This window comes from Pseudomonas sp. B21-019 (assembly GCF_024749225.1).
Classification (GTDB): Bacteria; Pseudomonadota; Gammaproteobacteria; order Pseudomonadales; family Pseudomonadaceae; genus Aquipseudomonas.
The window spans coordinates 2148111-2165896 of record NZ_CP087193.1; the positions used below are offsets into that span (position 1 = coordinate 2148111).

The following is a 17786-nucleotide window of genomic DNA, read 5'->3' on the forward strand; positions in this document are numbered from 1 at the left end:
GCTCAGTCCTTCAGGTGTTTGGTGCGGGCAATCAATTGCAAATTGCGCAGATAGACGATGGAGCCAAAGGCCTGGCCAGCAATGAACACCGGGTCTGCCCGGTAAATGGCATAAGCGAGCAGCAGGGCGCTGCCAACAATGCTCAGGTACCAGAAACTCACCGGGATCACGCTGCGTTTTTTGTACTCGCTATACAGCCACTGCAGGATGAAGCGACCGGTAAAGGCGATCTGGCCAGCGAAGCCGACCACCAGCCACAGGGTTTCGCGGGAGAGGTTCATCCTTCGATCTCCTGCGCGTTGGTGTTCAACCGCGTGCGCTTGATCAGCCACCACACACCGAACAGGTCGAGAATACCCACCAGGGCGCGGTCGATGTTGCCGTATTTGGACACACCCGCGGTGCGGGGCCGGTGGTTGACCGGGTGAACGATCATTCGGCCGTTGTGACGCTGGATCAGCGCGGGAATGTACCGATGCATGTGGTCGAAGTACGGCAGGCGCAGAAACGCCGCGCGTTCGATCAGCTTCAGCCCGCAGCCGGTGTCCGGGGTCGAGTCATTGAGCAGGCGGCTGCGCAGCCCGTTGGCGAAGCGCGAAGCCCAGCGTTTGCTCGCGGTATCGCGGCGGTTGACTCGGTGCCCGGCCACCAGCTGAACGTCGACCAGACCCTTTTCACCGCGCACCAGCTCCAACATCCCGGGGATGTCCGCAGGGTCGTTTTGACCGTCGCCATCAAGCGTGGCCAGCCATTGCCCCCGGGCGGCGATTGCCGCGTGGTAGAGCGAGGTGCTTTGCCCCAGCGAGCGCTCATGGCGCAGGATACGCAACGCGTCCAGGCCGTTGTTTTTCAACTGCCGCAGTTCATGCAAGGTGGAATCGGTGCTGCCATCGTCCACCACGATGATTTCGTAGGCCTCATCGGCCAATGCGACGCGGATTTCCTCAAGTAACGGTTTGAGGTTGTTCGCTTCGTTCTTTGCTGGAATCAGTACAGATACAAAAATGTCTTGGCTCATAGAGTCCCCCCTTGCTCCTTGGTCTTTTGTTTATCAAGGGCTCGATTCATATCTGATAGAAGTGGCGATACCACTTCACAAATTCTGCTACACCGGTCTCGACCGTCACTTGAGGACGGAAGTCGACCCACTCGGCCAGTGCCGAAATATCGGCCCAGGTCTTGATCACATCGCCTGCCTGTAGCGGCATGAAATTGCGTTGGGCCTTGATGCCCAGCGCCGACTCCAGGCAGTCGACAAACTCCAGCAGTGGCACGGGTTGGCCACGGCCGATGTTGAAAATCCGGTTTACGCCAGCGCCCGGCTCGTTCGGCACCGGTGGTTTGGAGCGCAGGCGGGCGACGCTTTCAACGATGTCGTCGACATAGGTGAAATCGCGCGACATCTGGCCATGGTTATAGATGTCGATCGGCAAGCCTTTCAGGATTGCCTCGGTAAACTTGAACAGCGCCATGTCGGGGCGCCCCCAAGGTCCGTATACGGTGAAAAAGCGCAGGCCGCTGGCTTTCAGGCCATAGAGGTGGCAATAGCTGTGCGCCAGCAGTTCATTGGCGCGTTTGCTGGCGGCGTACAGCGAAATAGGATGATCGACGGCGTCTTCGACACTGAACGGCATTTTGCTGTTGGTGCCGTACACCGAGCTGCTCGAGGCATAGATCAGATGCGCGGGGCGATGGTGCCGGCAAGCTTCCAGCACATTCAGAAAGCCCACCAGATTGGACTGCGCATAAACATCCGGGTTGTCCAGTGAATAGCGAACACCCGCCTGGGCGGCCAGGTGCACAACCTCGGTGAAAGCATGGTCTTTGAACAACGCCATCAAGGCCGGTTTGTCGACGATGTCCATGGCCTGGAAACGAAAGCCCGGCAAGGATTCCAGCTCCTTGAGCCGTGCGTGTTTGAGTTCTACGCTGTAATAGTCGTTGAGATTGTCGATGCCGACGACTTCAAGGCCTTCTTGACACAAACGCTTGACGGTGTGATACCCAATAAAACCGGCGGCGCCAGTAACCAGAACAGTCATGAGGCCTGCGCCTGTGCGTGACTGATTCCGATTCTGCGCAAAGGGCGCTTTTGCATCACAATCCCCTGTAAGTACTCGCTGATCAGTATATTTTTTGGGCTTGTTGCCACCATTGGCTCCATGCCTTGCTCCATTGTATTGGTAAAGTTCTGTGCAGTGCACATCATGAGCCGCAGAAATGGCAGCCGTATACCCTGCCAGTTGGATTGTAAAAAAAACGTTAAGTAATTACTTCGTTTTTCTGACCGCTTGCTTAAACGCGTGCTGGTGTGAGGGCGCTCACAACGCGGTGCCCAGCATTTGCAGGTAGTTGGGGCTCTCGGAAATCGAGTTGTGGCCCGTGTCCGGTATGACCTGCAGCGTGGCCACGCCTTTGGCGAAATGGGTGTAGAGCTGGTCTGTGCTTGCGCGTGGTATGACTTCGTCGTGCTCGGCTGCAACCAACAGCGTCGGAACGGTGATGTGAGCGGCGTATTTCCAGGACTCGAACTTGTCCTGCAACAGCCATTTCACCGGGAACCAGGGAAACTGGCGGGCGGCGAGGTCTTCAAGGCTGTTGTAGGGCGTGATCAGGATCAGCCGCGACGCCGGGCGCTGGCTGGCCAGGCGCACGGCAACGCCTGAGCCCAGGCTGCGTCCGATCACTGCAATATCGGGATGGCTATTGTAGACATAGTCGAACAAGGTCATGGCGTCACGCTGAATCGCCTCCTCGGACGGCGACCCGGTACTGCCACCGTAGCCTCGGTAATGCAGCAAGTAGATCGCATGATCTGCAAACGCCTGCGAAAACCCGGGCAGGCTGCGGGAAACGTCCTCGGCATTGCCACCAAAGTAGATCAACGCCTTCGGCCCGTCGTGCGGCCTGACGGTCACCAGCACCTGCGCGTCGGCGACTGACAAGGCAAGCAGCGATTCGGGTGTGTCGATGGTGCGAGGTTGCGGGTAGTAGATGAGGGCCCGTTGAAACACGAACAGCGCGATGCAGAGCAGCAGGTATGCAACGGCAATGAAAGCGAAGAGAGACACCAGGGTTCGCGACATTCGGCTAAGTTTAGTGGACGGCATGGACTGCTTCGGGCCTTGAGACAGCTATTGCTGGAGCGTCGCCAGAGTGTAGTCCAGCAATTTCAGCTGTGCAGAAGCGCCGCCCAATGCCCGTGTAGGTGCGAGCACCTGTGGCGAGGGGGCTCGCCCCCGTTGGGTCGCGAAGCGGCCCCAAAACCTGCAATCGCGGTACACCACATGCAATGGTTTTACGACTGCTGCGCAGCCGAACGGGGGCAAGCCCCCTCGCCACACGGAGGCAAGAACATGCTGACCCGAGCCATTCCTTCCAGCAACGAGCCGTTGCCCATCGTCGGCTTGGGTACTTATCGCGGTTTTGATGTCACGCCTGCCGATGCCGCTTACAAGCAACTGCAGGCGGTGCTCAGCGCGTTGTTCGAGAAGGGTGGAAAGGTGATCGACAGTTCGCCCATGTACGGTCGCGCCGAGCAGACCACCGGTGAGCTGTTGTCGATCCATCGCCCTCGCTCACCGGCCTTCCTGGCCACCAAGGTCTGGACCCGTGGCCGCGAAGAAGGCATCGCGCAGATGGAGCAGTCGTTCAAACTGTTGCAGACCGACCGGATCGACCTGATGCAGATTCACAACCTGCTGGACTGGAAAACCCATTTGCCGACCTTGCGTCAATGGAAGGCAGAAGGGCGCATCCGCTACATCGGCATCAGCCATTACACGGCGTCGGCCTACGACGAAGTGGAGGCGGTGTTGAAAGCCGAGCCGATGGATTTTTTGCAGATCAACTATGCCCTGGACGACCGCGCTGTCGAGAAGCGAATCCTGCCGCTGTGTCGTGAGCGCGGTGTGGCGGTGATCTGCAATCGGCCCTTCGGTGGTGGCGGCCTGATCGCTCGATTGAAAGGCAAACCGTTACCGGGATGGGCTGCGCAAGTGGGGATCAACAGCTGGGCGCAACTGGCGCTCAAGTTCCTGCTGGCTCATCCGGCGGTGACCTGCGTCATCCCCGGCACCGGCAACCCGCGCTACATGACGGAAAACGCCGGTGCAGGTAGAGGACCGATGCTCACGGATGCACAGCGCCAGCAATTGATTGCGCTGGTGGGTTGACGGCTACCTTGTAGCAGCTGCCGAGCAGCGCGAGGCTGCGTTCGGCTGCGCAGCAGTCGTGAGTCCGACTGACGCGGTCTGCCTGATGCACCGCAAGCTCTGGTTTGACGACGGCTTCGCCGCCGAACGCAGCCTCGCAGGCTCGACAGCTGCTACAGGCTTACGGCGGCTGGCATTACTTGCGCCATCTCCAGCGGAATTTCCAGGGTAAAAATCGCTCCCTGGCCGGGTCCATCGCTATGGACGCGAAGGTGCCCGTTCATTTCCACCGCCGCGAGTGCGCAACTGTGCAGGCCAAAACCATGACCTTCCTTGCGCGTGGTAAAGCCGTGATTGAAGATGCGAGTCATATTCTCGGCAGCGATCCCTTCACCTTGGTCCTCGACGCTGAAGCGCAGCGTTGCGTTGTCGATAATCCGGACACCCAGCGTCATACGGCGCTCATGATTGCTCACCTCGGACATCGCATATTTGGCATTGCTGATCAGGTTGATCAGGATCAACAGCAGTCGGTGTTTGTCGCCGATGATGGTCGGTGTGGCCTGGTAGTCTTTAATGACCGTGACATGGTGCCGACTCAAGGCGCCGGAATTCATGCGTAACGCATCCTCGAACAGATCGACGACATTCAACGGCTCGACCAGCCTGGCGGCGCCGGCATAGGCCTGTTGGGTGGCGACGATATCCTTGATGTGATCGATGCTCTTGGTGAGTTGCGCCAGCTCGTCAACGATGCTCGATTGCTCGGTCGCGATGGAATCGACCAGTTGATTGAAGTAAAGGGGCAGCAGTTTGCCTTTTTCATCGTGCGTCATGAACTGCCCCAGGTCTTCGGCATGTTCATTGATCATTTTTACCGCTTTGCCCAGGCCGAGGGTTTTGCTGGTCGACAATTTGCGGGTGATCAACTCCGCGGAGACATTAACGCTATTCAACACATTACCGACGTTGTGCAGCACGTTGGTCGCGATCTCTGCCATACCGGCCATCCGCGCGGCGTCGATCAGCTCGCGCTCGGCTTCCAACAGTTCGCGGGTGCGTTCCTCGACGCGTTGCTCCAGCCGCTCGTTCGCTGTCTGCAATTGGTTGTTCATCTTGTTGATCAGCGCATAACTGCGAATCAGACGGGCCGCCAGGTACAGCAACAGTAGCGCCATGATGCCGGCGCAGATCCCCAGGTAGAGGTGGTATTGGCGATCTGTCGCGGCTGTGCGCCGTTGTGTCTCGTTCAATAACTCGTTGATGCTGTCCAGTTGCTGTGCAACCGGAATGACACTGATGCGATCAACCAGGTCATTGACAATGGGCTGCTCTCGAACAATGGCATTCACAGCGTCTACAAGTGCAGTGAAAGTCGGGCGCCGTTCAGGCGGCAGTTGATTGATGTACTCATTCAGATATTCCAGATGCCCGGAGATTTCTTCGGCCCGTTCGCTGCTGACATAGAGGGCGTATTCAAGGGTGTCCAAGGTAAGGTCGAACACCACTGAGGCCGCCCGGGCATCCACCGACGAGAGTTTGTCGTTGGAATCTTCCTGCAACACCCGAATGGCATCTTCCAGCGTAGGCAGGGCCTCGAATGCTGTTCGCAAGGCCGTGTTGTGCTGTTTGAATTGCTCAACCAACCGGGCTTTGTTTTCTACCGCCTCCAGATAACCCTGGCGTCGGGTTTGCCAAAGGGTCGGGAGCGGGCCGACAGCGTTGAGGCTATCGAGCTGTTGCCAGCGCTCTTCCGCTTCAGGCGGCGCCACCAGCAACAGGTTGTTGTTCATGCCGATTTTGGCTCGCAGGAGCTTCACGTTCCAATTGGCATCGTATTGCTTGAGTTGACGAACGAAGTCGCGCGACTCGAAGTAGGTCGATGTGTCGTACGTGTAGGATTTGATCAGCAAAAATATCAGTACGCTGAAGAGGGTCAGTGCAATGGCTGCCAAGGCAGACCATTTGTAATGATTAGAAATCTGCATGGCGGCATTCCTCCCTGATACAGGCTGTACTGAGAGAGAGGCTGCCAATGGTCAATTAATTCCATTTTTTGCGCTCCCTGCAAAATGACGAGTCATCGCCACGTCATCCGTAAGCCTAGCGTTGTTGGTGGACGGTGCCGGAAAAAACACCGCACGGCTGGGGCGAGCGTCAGGGGACGAGCACGATCGCCCCTTTGACCTGACCGGCCCGCAGGCTGGCCAGCGCCTGATTGGCATCGTCCAGGGCAAAACAGGTGACGTCGCTGTGCACGGGCGTATGGCGCAGCTCTGCAAAAAACGCCGTGCCATCTTCGCGGGTCAGGTTCGCCACCGAGCGGACGCTGCGTTCGCCCCACAGCAGTCGATAAGGGAAACCGGGGATGTCGCTCATGTGGATGCCGGCGCAAATCACACAACCGCCCTTGACGGTGGCTTCCAGCGCCAGTGGCACCAGTGCACCGACAGGGGCGAAGATCAGGCTGGCGTCGAGCGGGTGTGGTGGCGGCTGATCCGAAGGGCCTGCCCACACGGCTCCCAGAGTCCGGGCATAGGCCTGGCCCTCGCTGTCGCCTGGTCGAGTGAAGGCGTACACCTGCTGTCCCCGGCCCCGCGCCACCTGAATCGCCAGATGCGCCGCCGCGCCGAAGCCATAGAGGCCCAGGTGGCGTGCGCCTTTGGCCATTTGCAAGGCACGAAAGCCGATCAGCCCGGCACACAGCAGCGGTGCGGCTTCGGTGGCCGAGAGCGCGTCCGGGAGGGGGAAACAGAAGTGGGCATCGGCAACCGTATAGTCGGCATAACCGCCATCCCGATGACAGCCGGTGAACTGTGCCCGGTCGCAGAGGTTTTCCCGGCCCGAGCAGCAAAACGTGCACTCACCGCACGTCCAGCCAAGCCAGGGAACGCCGACGCGCTTGCCGACCCAGTCGGGTGCAACGTCGCCACCCACCGCTGTCACTTCACCGACGATTTCATGGCCCGGCACCCGCGGCAGCACTGCTTGCGGCAGTTCACCGTCCACCAAATGCAGGTCGGTGCGGCACACGCCACAGGCCAACACCTTGATCAACAGTTGCTGCGCGCCGGGCTGCGGCACGGGACGCTCTTCGCGTTGCAGCGGCTGGCCGGGGGCATGCAGAACCATGGCGCGCATGACGATTCTCCAAAAGCCGATGCACCGCAAGGCGTTACAGGGGGGATTCCCGGTGGCAGCCGGCGACCAGTTGCTTGAGCCCGTCCAGATCCAGCACCTTGACGTTACGCCCGGAAATCTCGACCAGTTCCGAGTCCCGCAGATGAGCGATGCCCCGACAAATGGTTTCCAGACGCAGGCCCAGGTAGGAGCCGATCTCTTCGCGACGCATCTTCAGTACAAAGTCTCGGGACGAGTACCCCCGAATGCTCAGCCGTTGCGACAGGTTCAGCAGGAAGGCGGCCAGGCGTTCATCGGAGTTCATGTTGCCCATCATCATCAGCAGGTTGTGCTCACGGACGATTTCCCGGCTCAGGATCTTGTTCATGTTGTGCTGCAACGAGGGCAGCTCCAGGGCGAGTTTCTCCAGTTGGGCGAAGTTGAAGGGACAGACTTCGCTGTCCTCCAGGGCAAAGGCACTGCAGGTGTGATGATCGTCGCTGATAGCGTCCAGACCGAGCATCTCGCCGGGGATCTGAAACCCGGTGACCTGCTCGCGACCGTCGACCGACAGCATGCTGGTCTTGAATGAGCCGATCCGTACCGCGTAGAGCGAGCGCAACGGATCGCCGGCCCGGTACAGGGCCGCACCTTTTTTAACCTTTACGCGCTGAATGATCAGGGTATCCAGCCGTTCGACTTCGTGGCTGGTCAAGCCAATCGGCAGACACAACTCCAGAACGCTGCAATTGGAACACGCAGCTTTCAGATAATGATGTTGATATGGCCGGGTTTCAGGCATTGCGAAAAGCCCCTGTAACAGGAGCTTAGAGCATAGTTCGGATCACCGTTTCAATCGGGTGTTTACAGGCTCAATCGATGAGCGGGAAAAGGCTTGCCCCTGTTGAGACGCGGGCGTTACTTGCTCTTCCAGTATTTCTGCATCTCCAGAAACAGGAACGAAGCGGTCCAGGAAATCAGCACCAGCCCCGTCAGTGCCTCCAACCCGGTCAGGTATTTGAGGTTACCCATGGGTGAAATGTCGCCGAAACCGATGGTCGTGAATGTGGTGAAGGAAAAGTACACGCAGTCCATGAACGAACCATCGAAATTGCCGCTCAGGCTGCCCCATTCACCGGAGCGGATCAGCAGGTAATAGACCAGCGCGAAACACCAGACCTCTACCGCATGAGCCACCATCGCGCCGAATACCCCGACGACGATCCGGAAGCGGCTCCAGAGTTTGAGCCTGGGCAGCCAATCGTTCAGACGCAGCAGGCATTCGTAGTGGATCACCACCGTGATGACCACCACCAACGTATTGATCAGCGTGACTGCGAACATGATGATCCTTCAGCGATGGGGGCAGGGCGCCGTCTGCGGGCGATTGATCGGTGCGTCACGGTGCAGGTAATGCCGGGGTGGGCTTGAATGGCATCAGCGGCGGGAACTCCTCGGGCGTGAGGGTTTCCTTTTCCAGCAACAGGCGGGCGCCCTCGTCCAGGTCGGCTCGACGACTCTGGAGCAGCGCCTTGGCCCGTTGGTAGGCTTCATCGAGCAGGGCGCGAATACCCAGGTCGATTTCCCGGGCTGTCTGTTCCGAATAATCCTTTTCGCCCATCGTGGCCATGCGATCTCCCAGGTACGTTGGGGTTTGCTTTTCCAGCACCGACTGCCCGAGCTCGGGGCTCATGCCGAAGCGGGTGATCAGTTGCCGGGCGATATCGGTCGCGCGGCCCAGATCGTCGGCGGCCCCGGTGGAGATCTGGCCGTAGACAAGGTCCTCGGCGGCGCGTCCGGCCATCAGCACGACAATCCGGTCCTTGAGTGTCTGGCAACTGATCAGGAAATGATCCTCGGTCGGTCGCTGCAAGGTATAGCCCAGCGAGCCGATGGCCCGGGGCACGATCGAGACTTTATGCACCGGGTCCATGGCCGGCAGGCTGCTCGCGGCCAGGGCATGCCCCATCTCGTGATAGGCCACCACCCGGCGTTCGTCGGCATCGAGCAGGCTGCTCTTGCGTTCAAGCCCCGCGATAAGGCGTTCCACCGCGGCGGTGAAGTCGTTCAGGCTGACCGCCTCGGCGCCGCGACGGGTGGCGACGATGGCCGCTTCGTTCACCAGGTTGGCCAAGTCGGCGCCGGTGAAACCAGTGGTGATTTCGGCGATACGTGCGCCATCGAGCCCTGGTTCCACGGTGATTTTCTTGAGGTGAACCTTGAGGATCGCTTCCCGGCCGGTGCGATCGGGGCGGTCGATCAGAATCTGCCGGTCGAAGCGCCCGGCGCGCAACAGCGCCGGATCAAGGACCTCCGGCCGGTTGGTCGCAGCCAGCAATACCACGCCCTCACGCGGATCGAAGCCGTCCAGCTCGGCCAGTAACTGGTTGAGGGTCTGTTCTTTCTCGTCATTGCCGCCTAACACGCCGACGCCACGCATCTTGCCCAGCGCGTCGAGTTCATCGATGAAGATGATGCAGGGCGACGCCTGGCGTGCCTGTTCGAACAGGTCGCGGACCCGGGCCGCACCGACCCCGACGAACATTTCGACAAATTCGGACCCCGAAATCGAGAAAAACGGCACACCGGCTTCACCGGCGATGGCTTTGGCCACCAGGGTCTTGCCGGTGCCTGGCGGGCCGACCAGCAAAGTGCCCTTGGGAATGTGCGCGCCCAGGCGTGCGTATCGGGCCTTGTCCTTGAGGAACGAGACGATTTCCACCAGTTCGGCCTTGGCTTCGTCGATGCCCGCGACATCGGCGAAGGTCACTCCGGTGTCGCGTTCGACAAAGATCCTGGCCCGCGACTTGCCGACATTCATCAACCCGCCAAGGCCTTGTTTGTCCGCCATCCCGCGAAACAGGAAATGCCAGAACACCATGATCATTATGAACGGCAACAACCAGCCCAACAGGCTGTTCATAAAGGTGTTTTCGTTGACCCCGGTAAAGCCGACGCCCGATTGGGAGAGTTCGGTCGCCAGCGACGGATCGACCCGCACCGTGGAGAAACGGTCGCGTCCGTCGATGGGCTCCACCAATTTGCCGCTGATCCGGTCCTTGTCGATCTGCAAGTCACTGACTTTTTGCTCGTTCAACAATTGCATGAACTGGCTGTAGGGGAGGGGCTGCACAGCCTGGCGCTCGACAAAGAAAACCTGCATGAGGCCCATCACGATAAATGCGATCGCCAAGTAGGACAGGTTCCACTGGTCGTTCTTTTTCATGGCCTTGGCTCAGAGTGGGAACGCGTATCGGTAAGACAACGGCCAACCCGTTTAATAAAGATAGACTGCTTCAGCTTCTCCCTCGCGCAGAGGGTCAATACAGCAAGTTCTCCTGCCGTAGCCGCGCGAAGCGCGCAAGCGGCACTGCGTCGAGCGCCTGCGCCGCGTCAGGTGTCGCGCCGTCGTGAATCGCCTGCCACACGCTTTGCGAACCGATCGAATCACGGGTCGCCGCCAGGTCGAGTACGTGGGGATAGAGCGTGTGCAAGGTGGCGAGCAGGGCCAGGCCCAGGCTGGCTACAGGACGTTGCGCAGGCGTTGAGAGGCGGGTGATGCTCACACCATGACAGAGCCGACCATGCCAGTTTGATTCGGTGGGGACGAAGTCGACCGGCTCGAAATGCGCGCCGACGTCAAACGCATTCAGCGCGGTTGCGAGCCGGGTCGCGTCGATCCACGGCGCGCCGACCCACTCGAACGGGTGCGGTGTGCCGCGGCCCACACTCAGATTCGCGCCTTCGAGCAAACCGATATCCGGGTACAGGTCCAGCTGGGAGAGCGTGCGCAGGTTTGGCGAGAGCGGCACCCATCCCAACCCGGTGTCGGCAAAGGTCATCGCGCGCCGGTATCCCTGCATCGGCACCACGCGCAGATCCGCACCAATGTGCTTGTTGCGGTTGAATAGACTCGCCAGCTCGCCGACGGTCATGCCGGGCCGTAGCGGTGCAGGGAAATAGCCGGTAAACGATTCGCGGCGACTGTCCATCACCGGGCCGCCGAAACGTTGTGCGCCGAGCGGGTCGGGCCGGTCCAGCACGAACAGCGCAATGCCTTGCGCCGCGGCGGCTTCGAGTGCGTAGCCGAGTGTCGTCTCATAGGTGAAGAAGCGCACGCCGGCATCCTGAATGTCGAAGATCAGCGCATCCAGCCCTTTGAGCGAACCGGCTGGGAAACGTTTCGTTGCGCCGTAGAGACTGTGCACGGTGAGGCCCGTCGCCGGGTCGCGGGTGTCGCCGACTCGTTCGTCCACGTCGATGTTCAGCCCATGCTCGGGCGAAAACAGCGCCACCAGTCTGACGCCTGGCGCATGGGCGAGGACGTCGACGGTGCGTCGGCCTTTGGCGTCGAATCCGCTGCGATTGGTGATCAAGCCCACGCGCAGGCCGGCGAGCGGGGCAAACTGCTGTGCCTCAAGCACGTCAATACCTGTCTGCACCGGGCCTGTCGAGGTGGGCAGGCGATCGGCGGCCCGCAGCGCCGGCACCGCTGAGGGCAGCAACCGGCCGATTTGCGCGCCGCTTGCAGGCGCCCCGCGACTGGCCATCAATGCGAGCAATTGCGCACGAAGCGGGCGAGCGTCACCGCGGTCATCGGGATACACCCGGTTGCTCAGGATGACGATGAATTGGCGGGTCACCAGATCAATCCACAGCCCCGTGCCGGTGTATCCGGTATGGCCGATGACGCCAATCGGCGGCAGACGATCATGGTTCGATACGAACGGTGCGGCCAGTTCCCAGCCGAGGCCGCGCCACGGCACGCTGTCGAGCGGCGAGGCGGCGCTCGTGAGGGCGGCGATGCTCGCTGGCCGCAGGATCTGCCGGCTGCCTGCGCGCCCCTGGTTCAGCACCATCTGCGCGAAACGCGCAAGGTCGTCCGCCGTGGAAAACAGCCCGGCGTTACCGGATACACCGTCCATCCATTGCGCCGTCGGATCGTGTACGCGCCCCCGGAGCGTGCCAGTCTTGGTGGCGAGTGTCGGTGCGCTGCGTATCGCTCGCAGGGTATCCGGCAGAAAAACCGTATCGCGCATGCCCAGCGGCCCGAAGATGTGAGCCTGGCAATAGGCGTCGAGCGGGCTGTGGGTGATGCGTTCGACCAGCTCGCCGAGCACCACGAAATTCAGGTCACTGTAAATGACTTGGGCACCCGGCGCGTTGCGCAGCTGCTGCGCCGCGATGGCACTCAACACACCTTTGCGGCCCGCACGGGGTGGCCGCCCAGGCAAACCTGGCCGCAGCCCGGACGTGTGCGTAAGCAGGTCACGCACCTTCACCGCTTCTTTGCCGTGCGACCCAAAGGCAGGCCAATACCGTGCAACGGGTGCGTCCAGGTTGATGCGGCCCGTTTCGGCCAGTTGCAGGATGGCCGTGGTCGTCGCGATGACTTTGGTCAGCGATGCCAGATCGAACTCGGTGTCCAGCGTCATCGGCTCGCGGGGGGGCGTCGTTGTGCGTTGTCCAAAGGCCTGGCGATAGAACACCTGCGTGGAGTCACCGATCAGGACAACCGCCCCCGGAACGCGCCCGGCGGCGATCTGGCCCTCGACGATCTGTGCGGCTTGCAGGCGCGTCGTCGCATCGAGATCGGCGGCGCATGCAATGTGCGCCGCCATCGCCAGGCCAAGCAGCATCGCCCAGCGCTTCAGCGCTGTGGCAGATCGGCGGCTTCGTAGTGATTGCGTGGGTTCCATAACATCCATCCATCGGTGTCGGCGTCGTCGGCGGCGTGAACCTGCGCACTGATCGCGGCCTCGTCAAACGGGCGACGGTCGAAGGCATAGTCGCGAAAGGCCTGCAACCAGGGACGAAAGCGCACGCCCGGCAGGTGGGTGCGCTTCATCGCCTCCGCCAGGGTACGCCTGACAATCTGGCCGGGGTCGGCTGTCGGGTTGGTAAAGCCCGGCAGCCCCCATGTGAAACCGGACGGGTACAACATTGGCGAGATGTAGTCGAGCTCCGCGCCCAGCAGTTCGATTTGCTGGCCGATCGCCGTATCGTCGAGGTTCCAGCAGACGTAGCCGAAGATGTCTGCAGAGACGAATACATTGTAGGGCGCGAGTCGTGCGCGTGCGGCCTGCAGAAAGCCGATGATCGCCGCGGTCCGGTTGGCGCGGTTGTTGGGGAGGGCAAAGCGTAGCCCGCTCTTGTCGGGAAAACGCACATAGTCGAACTGGATCTCGTCGAAACCCATCTGCGCGGCCTCCTCGGCGATATCGAGATTGTGCTGCCAGACCTCGTGCGAAAACGGATCCATCCATTGCAGTTTTTCGAGATCCTGCCACGGCTGGCCGTCAGCGGTGTGCACGCTCCACTCTGGATGCGCGCTGGCGAAAGGATCGTCCTTGAACACCACGATGCGCGCGATCAGGTACGGGTGTTGCGCGCGCAGCTTGGCGAGCAGCGCCGGAAAGTCGCGCATCTGAGGTGCCCGTGTGGTCAAGTGGGCCGTTGCGCCGATCGCCTCGCGCGCCGCACTGCGATAGGGCGTCAGGCCACGGTCACCCTTGACGTCGATCACCAATGCATTGATCTCGGTGTTTTCAGCAAGGCTGACAGCGTTGTTGCGCAGGGTCGAACTGGTCACGCCGAACACCGACAGATAGACCGCTTTGGGGCGAAACGGGGTCAATGCGAGCGTCACGGGCGTTTCGTCACTCACTTTGGCCTCGGTGCGCAAATACCCAGGGGCGCGGGCGGCGACACTCTCGACCGCCTCGGCCGTCTCGAACCGCCCGTTTTCGTCGGTACGCATCACGCCGGCAGAGGTCGTGATGATCGCGTCGGCAAGCGGGTTCTGCGTGCTCGAATCGAGCACGACACCGGTGAGGGCCAGTGCGCCTTGCCCGGTCAGCAGGGCAGTGACGACAAGCAGCGCCGGGATCGCATAGCGCCTCAATGCGCGGATGAAGGTCATCGCGGGTTCCCCGCGGTCGGCTGAGTGTCCGGTTCACCGAGCAACTGCGCGAACGCGTGCGCGCCGTAGGCATCACTCATCAGAAAGCGCGGCAGGGCGAGCAGTCGCGCGTGCCGGTCGGCCTTGCGCGCGTCTAGTGTGAAGGCCACTGCGTAACCCTCGTCGGAGGCGAGTGCGATCAACTCGTCGTCATAGATACCGAACGGCCACGCGAGCATGTCGACCTGCTGCACACCGGTTTGCGACTCGATGCGTTGACGTGATTTTTGCAGTTGGGTTCGGACGAATTGCTGGAAGTCCGCCGGCGTGCGGTGCCTGCGTTCGACGTTGAAATTGGGATGCCAGTACGTATGCGACTGGATGTCGAAGAGCCCGGTCTGCTTCAGGGTTCGCAACTGCTCCCAAGTCAGCGCATAGGACGCATTGGAGATGGCCGATGGATAGATAAACAGGGTCACCGGAAAACGCTCGCGCTGGATGACGGGCAGCAGTTTGTCGAAGACCGAACGATGCCCGTCGTCGACGGTGATCGCCACCGGCTTCGACGCTAATGTCGCGTCGGGATTGCGCAGCCAGTCGACCACCTCGCGCAGCGACACAATGTGATAACCGTGCTCGCGCAGGACGCGCAACTGGGTTTCGAAGGTGCTCATGCGCACGGTCATCGAGTCGTCCGCCGTGTCCGAGAAACGGTGGTAAACGAGGATCGTGACGCGTGGTTCGACGTTCTGTGCGGCGCTCTGTGCGGCGCCGCCCGTGCTCCAGGCCAGTGCGCAGACGCTTGTCAGCATGATGCGGATCAGCAGCCGGAACGCGACACCCCCACCGATACACACCATGATTTTCCCGCACATGTCAGCGCTCCTGCGCGAGCCAGACGCTTGCAGTGTGTATTGAGCGTTCATCGTCTATCTGATGCAGATCAATTTCGCGCAATGTGGTCCGCTCCGAGGGGGGCGAGTCGTCAGACAAAACGGGAGGCCGGTTGTGCCTTGATTTGATTTAGATCAACAGCAAGCCCTCGTGGGCGGATGACTTTATAAAGGATATGACACTCTTTTGAGGTATGCCCCCCATGAACATCGATAAGACGATCTTGGGCCCCCCGCCCCGGTACCCGTCCCCCGGAAGGAGCCAGTGATCCGCTGGATTAGCACCGCCGATAACGATTGCTGGCTGCTTTTCCAATTACGGGGGCAGCTCGACCGTTTATCCACTTGCCCGACGGTCTGCCTGTTTTCTGATGTGGATCAGATACGCCCCCAGGCCGACTCCTATTCTCGAATCAACCCACGGTATCGAGATGAACTCAAATGAACAAATCAAGCCTGATTGGCCAATGCATGTTGATGGCGGCAAGCATGTTGCTGGTGCCATCCTCCAGCGTCTTTGCCAACCCGCCGATGTCTGCGCAAGGTGGCATGTATCATCATTTTCAGGATTTCGATTGGGTCAAATACACGCAACAGACCCTGGACGATCTCAAGGGCAAGCTCAATCTCAAGCCGGAGCAAATGGCTGCCTGGGATACATGGGCCACGGGGGTCATGGCGGACGCCAATCAGCATCAGGAAAAGGCCAAGGTCGAACGTGATGAAAGGGCGGGCACGAAGAGGGCGCCGATGAATGAAACGACCCCCGAAAGAATGGCCAGAGAGATAGAGCGTTTGCGCACACAAACCAAGTGGATGGAGGCGCATCTGGAGCGCATGGATGCTGCGCTGGTGCGTACCAAAACTTTCTACGAGGTTTTGGATGCTGAGCAGAAAACCATTTTCGATCTGTTCTGGACGGTGGTGCATCACCGGCTTTACGGCAATGACCGTTGGCAGATGCCGATGCACATGTTCAGACCACGAATGATGGAAGGCGACCAGGACGAAAAAAGTAAACAGTGAGCGGTACTCATTGTAGTGTCGCGGCCTGGCGCGCCATTGCCTGCAGCACCGAGTCGAGTTCATCGCTGTCGTACAAGCGCAATCGCGGGCTCGCAAGTAAAGTCGGCATGGCAATCTCCCGTCGAGAGCCGCTGTCCAATGTCGGTAACGTAACCCATCCATCCCCAACCCGATTGATATTGATCAACTATGGCGAGATGCTTGATCCGGTAAGGACGCGAACATTTGCAGTATTCAGATGCCTTGCAGCGCTCCTGCGGTCTGGAGAGCTCATGGCTGTGTGATACGAACCGACAGGTGTGCTCGCCTGGGGAGGTTTTCAAGTGATTCATAGTCCCTCAACGCAAACCCTCCTGCGCGACCGGGTTGATGCCGGTCGAAGGCTGGTGGAGCCGCTGCTCAAATACGCTCATCGACCGGATGTCATCGTTCTCGCCTTGCCCCGTGGCGGCGTGCCGGTTGCCTATGAAATTGCCACGGCCCTGGAGGTTCGCCTGGACCTGATGCTGGTCCGCAAGCTCGGGGTGCCATTCCATCAGGAGTTCGCCATGGGCGCGATTGCCAGTGGCGGTATCCAGATCGTCAATGACGATACGCTGCGGGCGAACCGTATCGATCAGCGCACGCTCGATAACGTGGTGGCACGGGAAACCCAGGAGCTGTTGCGTCGCGAGCGCCTGTACCGGGGCTCGCGTGCCCCCGTGGCGCTCAAGGATCAGGTGGTGATTCTGGTCGACGATGGCCTGGCGACCGGCGCCTCGATGATGGCGGCGATACAGGCGGCGCGCCTGCAAGCACCGTCGCGTATTGTCGTCGCCGTGCCGGTGGCTCCACCCGAGACGGTAGCGGCGATGTATGGCGAAGTCGATGAGGTGATCTGCCCGCTCACCCCCGAGTGGCTGATGTCGATCGGCAATTGGTACATGAATTTTTCCCAGACCTCGGATGAAGAAGTCATGGATCGTTTGCAACGGGCCTGGCGCAGAGAGTCCGGTACGCGTGTTTCCGGTCAGGAGGATTCCGATGTTTGAGCTTCGCTATCGAAAGCTCGACCTGGGGGACGTGGAGCTGTCTGCCGATCTGCGTCTGCCGGTGCACGCTGGTGGTCTGGTGGTGTTCGTTCATGGCAGCGGCAGTGGTCGTTCAAGCCCGCGTAATCAATACGTTGCGCTGTCTCTGGCTCAGCGGGGATTGGGCACGTTGCTGTTCGATCTGCTCACGGAGCCGGAGCAATACCTGGACAACCAGACCCGGGAATTGCGTTTCAATATTGCGCTGCTGACCAGCCGACTGGTGGAGGTGATCGACTGGATGGGTCGGGACGCCGAACTGCAACCGCTACCGATCGGATTGTTCGGCGCAAGCACCGGTGCTGCGGCGGCGCTAATGGCAGCGGCCGAGCGGGCGGACGTGGTGCATGCGGTGGTGAGCCGGGGAGGGCGGACCGATCTTGCGGGTGCGGCGCTGTCTCGCGTGAAGGCCCCGACCTTGCAGATTGTCGGTGAGCGGGACCCGGTGGTGCTCAATCTCAATGTGCAAAGCAGTCGCGCCCTGCAGTGCGAGCAACGTCTGGAAGTGGTGGCGGGCGCGACACATCTTTTTGAAGAAGCAGGAACCCTCGAAGAAGTCGCCAGACTGGCTGGCGACTGGTTCGAGCAGTATTTGCGACGGTAGTCATCCCACGCAGACAAC

Annotated in this window: 16 protein-coding genes and 1 pseudogene; 4 read left to right on the forward strand and 13 right to left on the reverse strand. The window is 60.5% G+C overall.

From position 1 onward, the window contains the following. Window positions 1-2: 2 nt before the first annotated feature. From LOY36_RS09600 to LOY36_RS09615, 4 genes are all read right to left on the reverse strand, one after another. Entirely contained in the window at window positions 3-281 is a 279-nt protein-coding gene (locus LOY36_RS09600; RefSeq protein WP_018928220.1) for a lipid-A-disaccharide synthase N-terminal domain-containing protein, read from the reverse strand. Further along, window positions 278-1018 (reverse strand): glycosyltransferase family 2 protein, encoded by a 741-nt coding sequence (locus tag LOY36_RS09605; RefSeq protein WP_019649465.1) that lies wholly within the window; start codon window positions 1016-1018, stop codon window positions 278-280. Before LOY36_RS09605 ends, LOY36_RS09600 begins: the two co-directional genes overlap by 4 nt. Window positions 1019-1064: 46 nt before the next feature. Continuing rightward, window positions 1065-2042: an NAD-dependent epimerase gene (locus LOY36_RS09610; protein WP_019649464.1), complete on the reverse strand. Its 978-nt coding sequence runs from the start codon at window positions 2040-2042 to the stop codon at window positions 1065-1067. A gap of 279 nt (window positions 2043-2321) precedes the next feature. Further along, on the reverse strand, window positions 2322-3110 hold the full coding sequence (locus tag LOY36_RS09615; protein WP_258673048.1) for an alpha/beta hydrolase: 789 nt from the start codon (window positions 3108-3110) through the stop codon (window positions 2322-2324). Window positions 3111-3356: 246 nt separating this feature from the next. Between LOY36_RS09615 and LOY36_RS09620 the strand changes: the two genes are divergently transcribed. Beyond that, window positions 3357-4175, forward strand: a complete 819-nt coding sequence (locus LOY36_RS09620) for an aldo/keto reductase (protein ID WP_258673049.1) — start codon at window positions 3357-3359, stop codon at window positions 4173-4175. 152 nt (window positions 4176-4327) lie between these two features. Here the strand turns inward: LOY36_RS09620 and LOY36_RS09625 are convergent, their stop codons facing one another. The 8 genes from LOY36_RS09625 to LOY36_RS09660 form a co-directional block, all read right to left on the reverse strand. After that, window positions 4328-6142 carry a sensor histidine kinase gene (locus tag LOY36_RS09625; RefSeq protein WP_258673050.1) on the reverse strand — a complete coding sequence of 605 codons (1815 nt, stop codon included), beginning with the start codon at window positions 6140-6142 and terminating at the stop codon, window positions 4328-4330. 169 nt (window positions 6143-6311) lie between these two features. After that, a complete protein-coding gene (locus tag LOY36_RS09630) occupies window positions 6312-7295 on the reverse strand; it encodes a zinc-dependent alcohol dehydrogenase family protein (RefSeq protein WP_258673051.1) in 984 nt (327 codons plus the stop codon). A gap of 34 nt (window positions 7296-7329) precedes the next feature. Continuing rightward, window positions 7330-8076, reverse strand: a complete 747-nt coding sequence (fnr, locus tag LOY36_RS09635; protein WP_258673053.1) for a fumarate/nitrate reduction transcriptional regulator Fnr — start codon at window positions 8074-8076, stop codon at window positions 7330-7332. A 116-nt stretch (window positions 8077-8192) separates the two neighbouring features. Further along, window positions 8193-8618 carry a potassium channel family protein gene (locus LOY36_RS09640; protein WP_019649457.1) on the reverse strand — a complete coding sequence of 142 codons (426 nt, stop codon included), beginning with the start codon at window positions 8616-8618 and terminating at the stop codon, window positions 8193-8195. A gap of 55 nt (window positions 8619-8673) precedes the next feature. Then, window positions 8674-10500 carry an ATP-dependent zinc metalloprotease FtsH gene (gene ftsH / locus LOY36_RS09645; protein WP_258673054.1) on the reverse strand — a complete coding sequence of 609 codons (1827 nt, stop codon included), beginning with the start codon at window positions 10498-10500 and terminating at the stop codon, window positions 8674-8676. Between the two features lie 94 nt (window positions 10501-10594). Further along, on the reverse strand, window positions 10595-12973 hold the full coding sequence (locus LOY36_RS09650; protein WP_258673055.1) for a serine hydrolase: 2379 nt from the start codon (window positions 12971-12973) through the stop codon (window positions 10595-10597). Beyond that, complete coding sequence (locus tag LOY36_RS09655) at window positions 12925-14196, reverse strand: putative glycoside hydrolase (RefSeq protein ID WP_258673056.1); 1272 nt, start codon at window positions 14194-14196, stop codon at window positions 12925-12927. The genes LOY36_RS09650 and LOY36_RS09655 overlap by 49 nt, the downstream gene beginning before the upstream one ends. After that, window positions 14193-15050, reverse strand: a complete 858-nt coding sequence (locus LOY36_RS09660) for a polysaccharide deacetylase family protein (RefSeq protein ID WP_258673057.1) — start codon at window positions 15048-15050, stop codon at window positions 14193-14195. Before LOY36_RS09660 ends, LOY36_RS09655 begins: the two co-directional genes overlap by 4 nt. Window positions 15051-15509: 459 nt before the next feature. Between LOY36_RS09660 and LOY36_RS09665 the strand changes: the two genes are divergently transcribed. Further along, window positions 15510-16094 (forward strand): Spy/CpxP family protein refolding chaperone, encoded by a 585-nt coding sequence (locus tag LOY36_RS09665; protein ID WP_258673058.1) that lies wholly within the window; start codon window positions 15510-15512, stop codon window positions 16092-16094. A 13-nt stretch (window positions 16095-16107) separates the two neighbouring features. On the opposite strand, the pseudogene LOY36_RS09670 reads toward LOY36_RS09665, so the two are convergent. Then, window positions 16108-16233 (reverse strand): annotated as a pseudogene (locus tag LOY36_RS09670) (phosphoribosyltransferase); the annotation flags it as partial. A 187-nt stretch (window positions 16234-16420) separates the two neighbouring features. On the opposite strand from LOY36_RS09670, the gene LOY36_RS09675 reads away from it, so the two are divergent. Next, window positions 16421-17125 (forward strand): phosphoribosyltransferase, encoded by a 705-nt coding sequence (locus LOY36_RS09675; protein WP_408981118.1) that lies wholly within the window; start codon window positions 16421-16423, stop codon window positions 17123-17125. Then, window positions 17118-17768, forward strand: a complete 651-nt coding sequence (locus LOY36_RS09680; protein WP_258673060.1) for a dienelactone hydrolase family protein — start codon at window positions 17118-17120, stop codon at window positions 17766-17768. The genes LOY36_RS09675 and LOY36_RS09680 overlap by 8 nt, the downstream gene beginning before the upstream one ends. The last annotated feature ends 18 nt before the right edge of the window (window positions 17769-17786 follow it).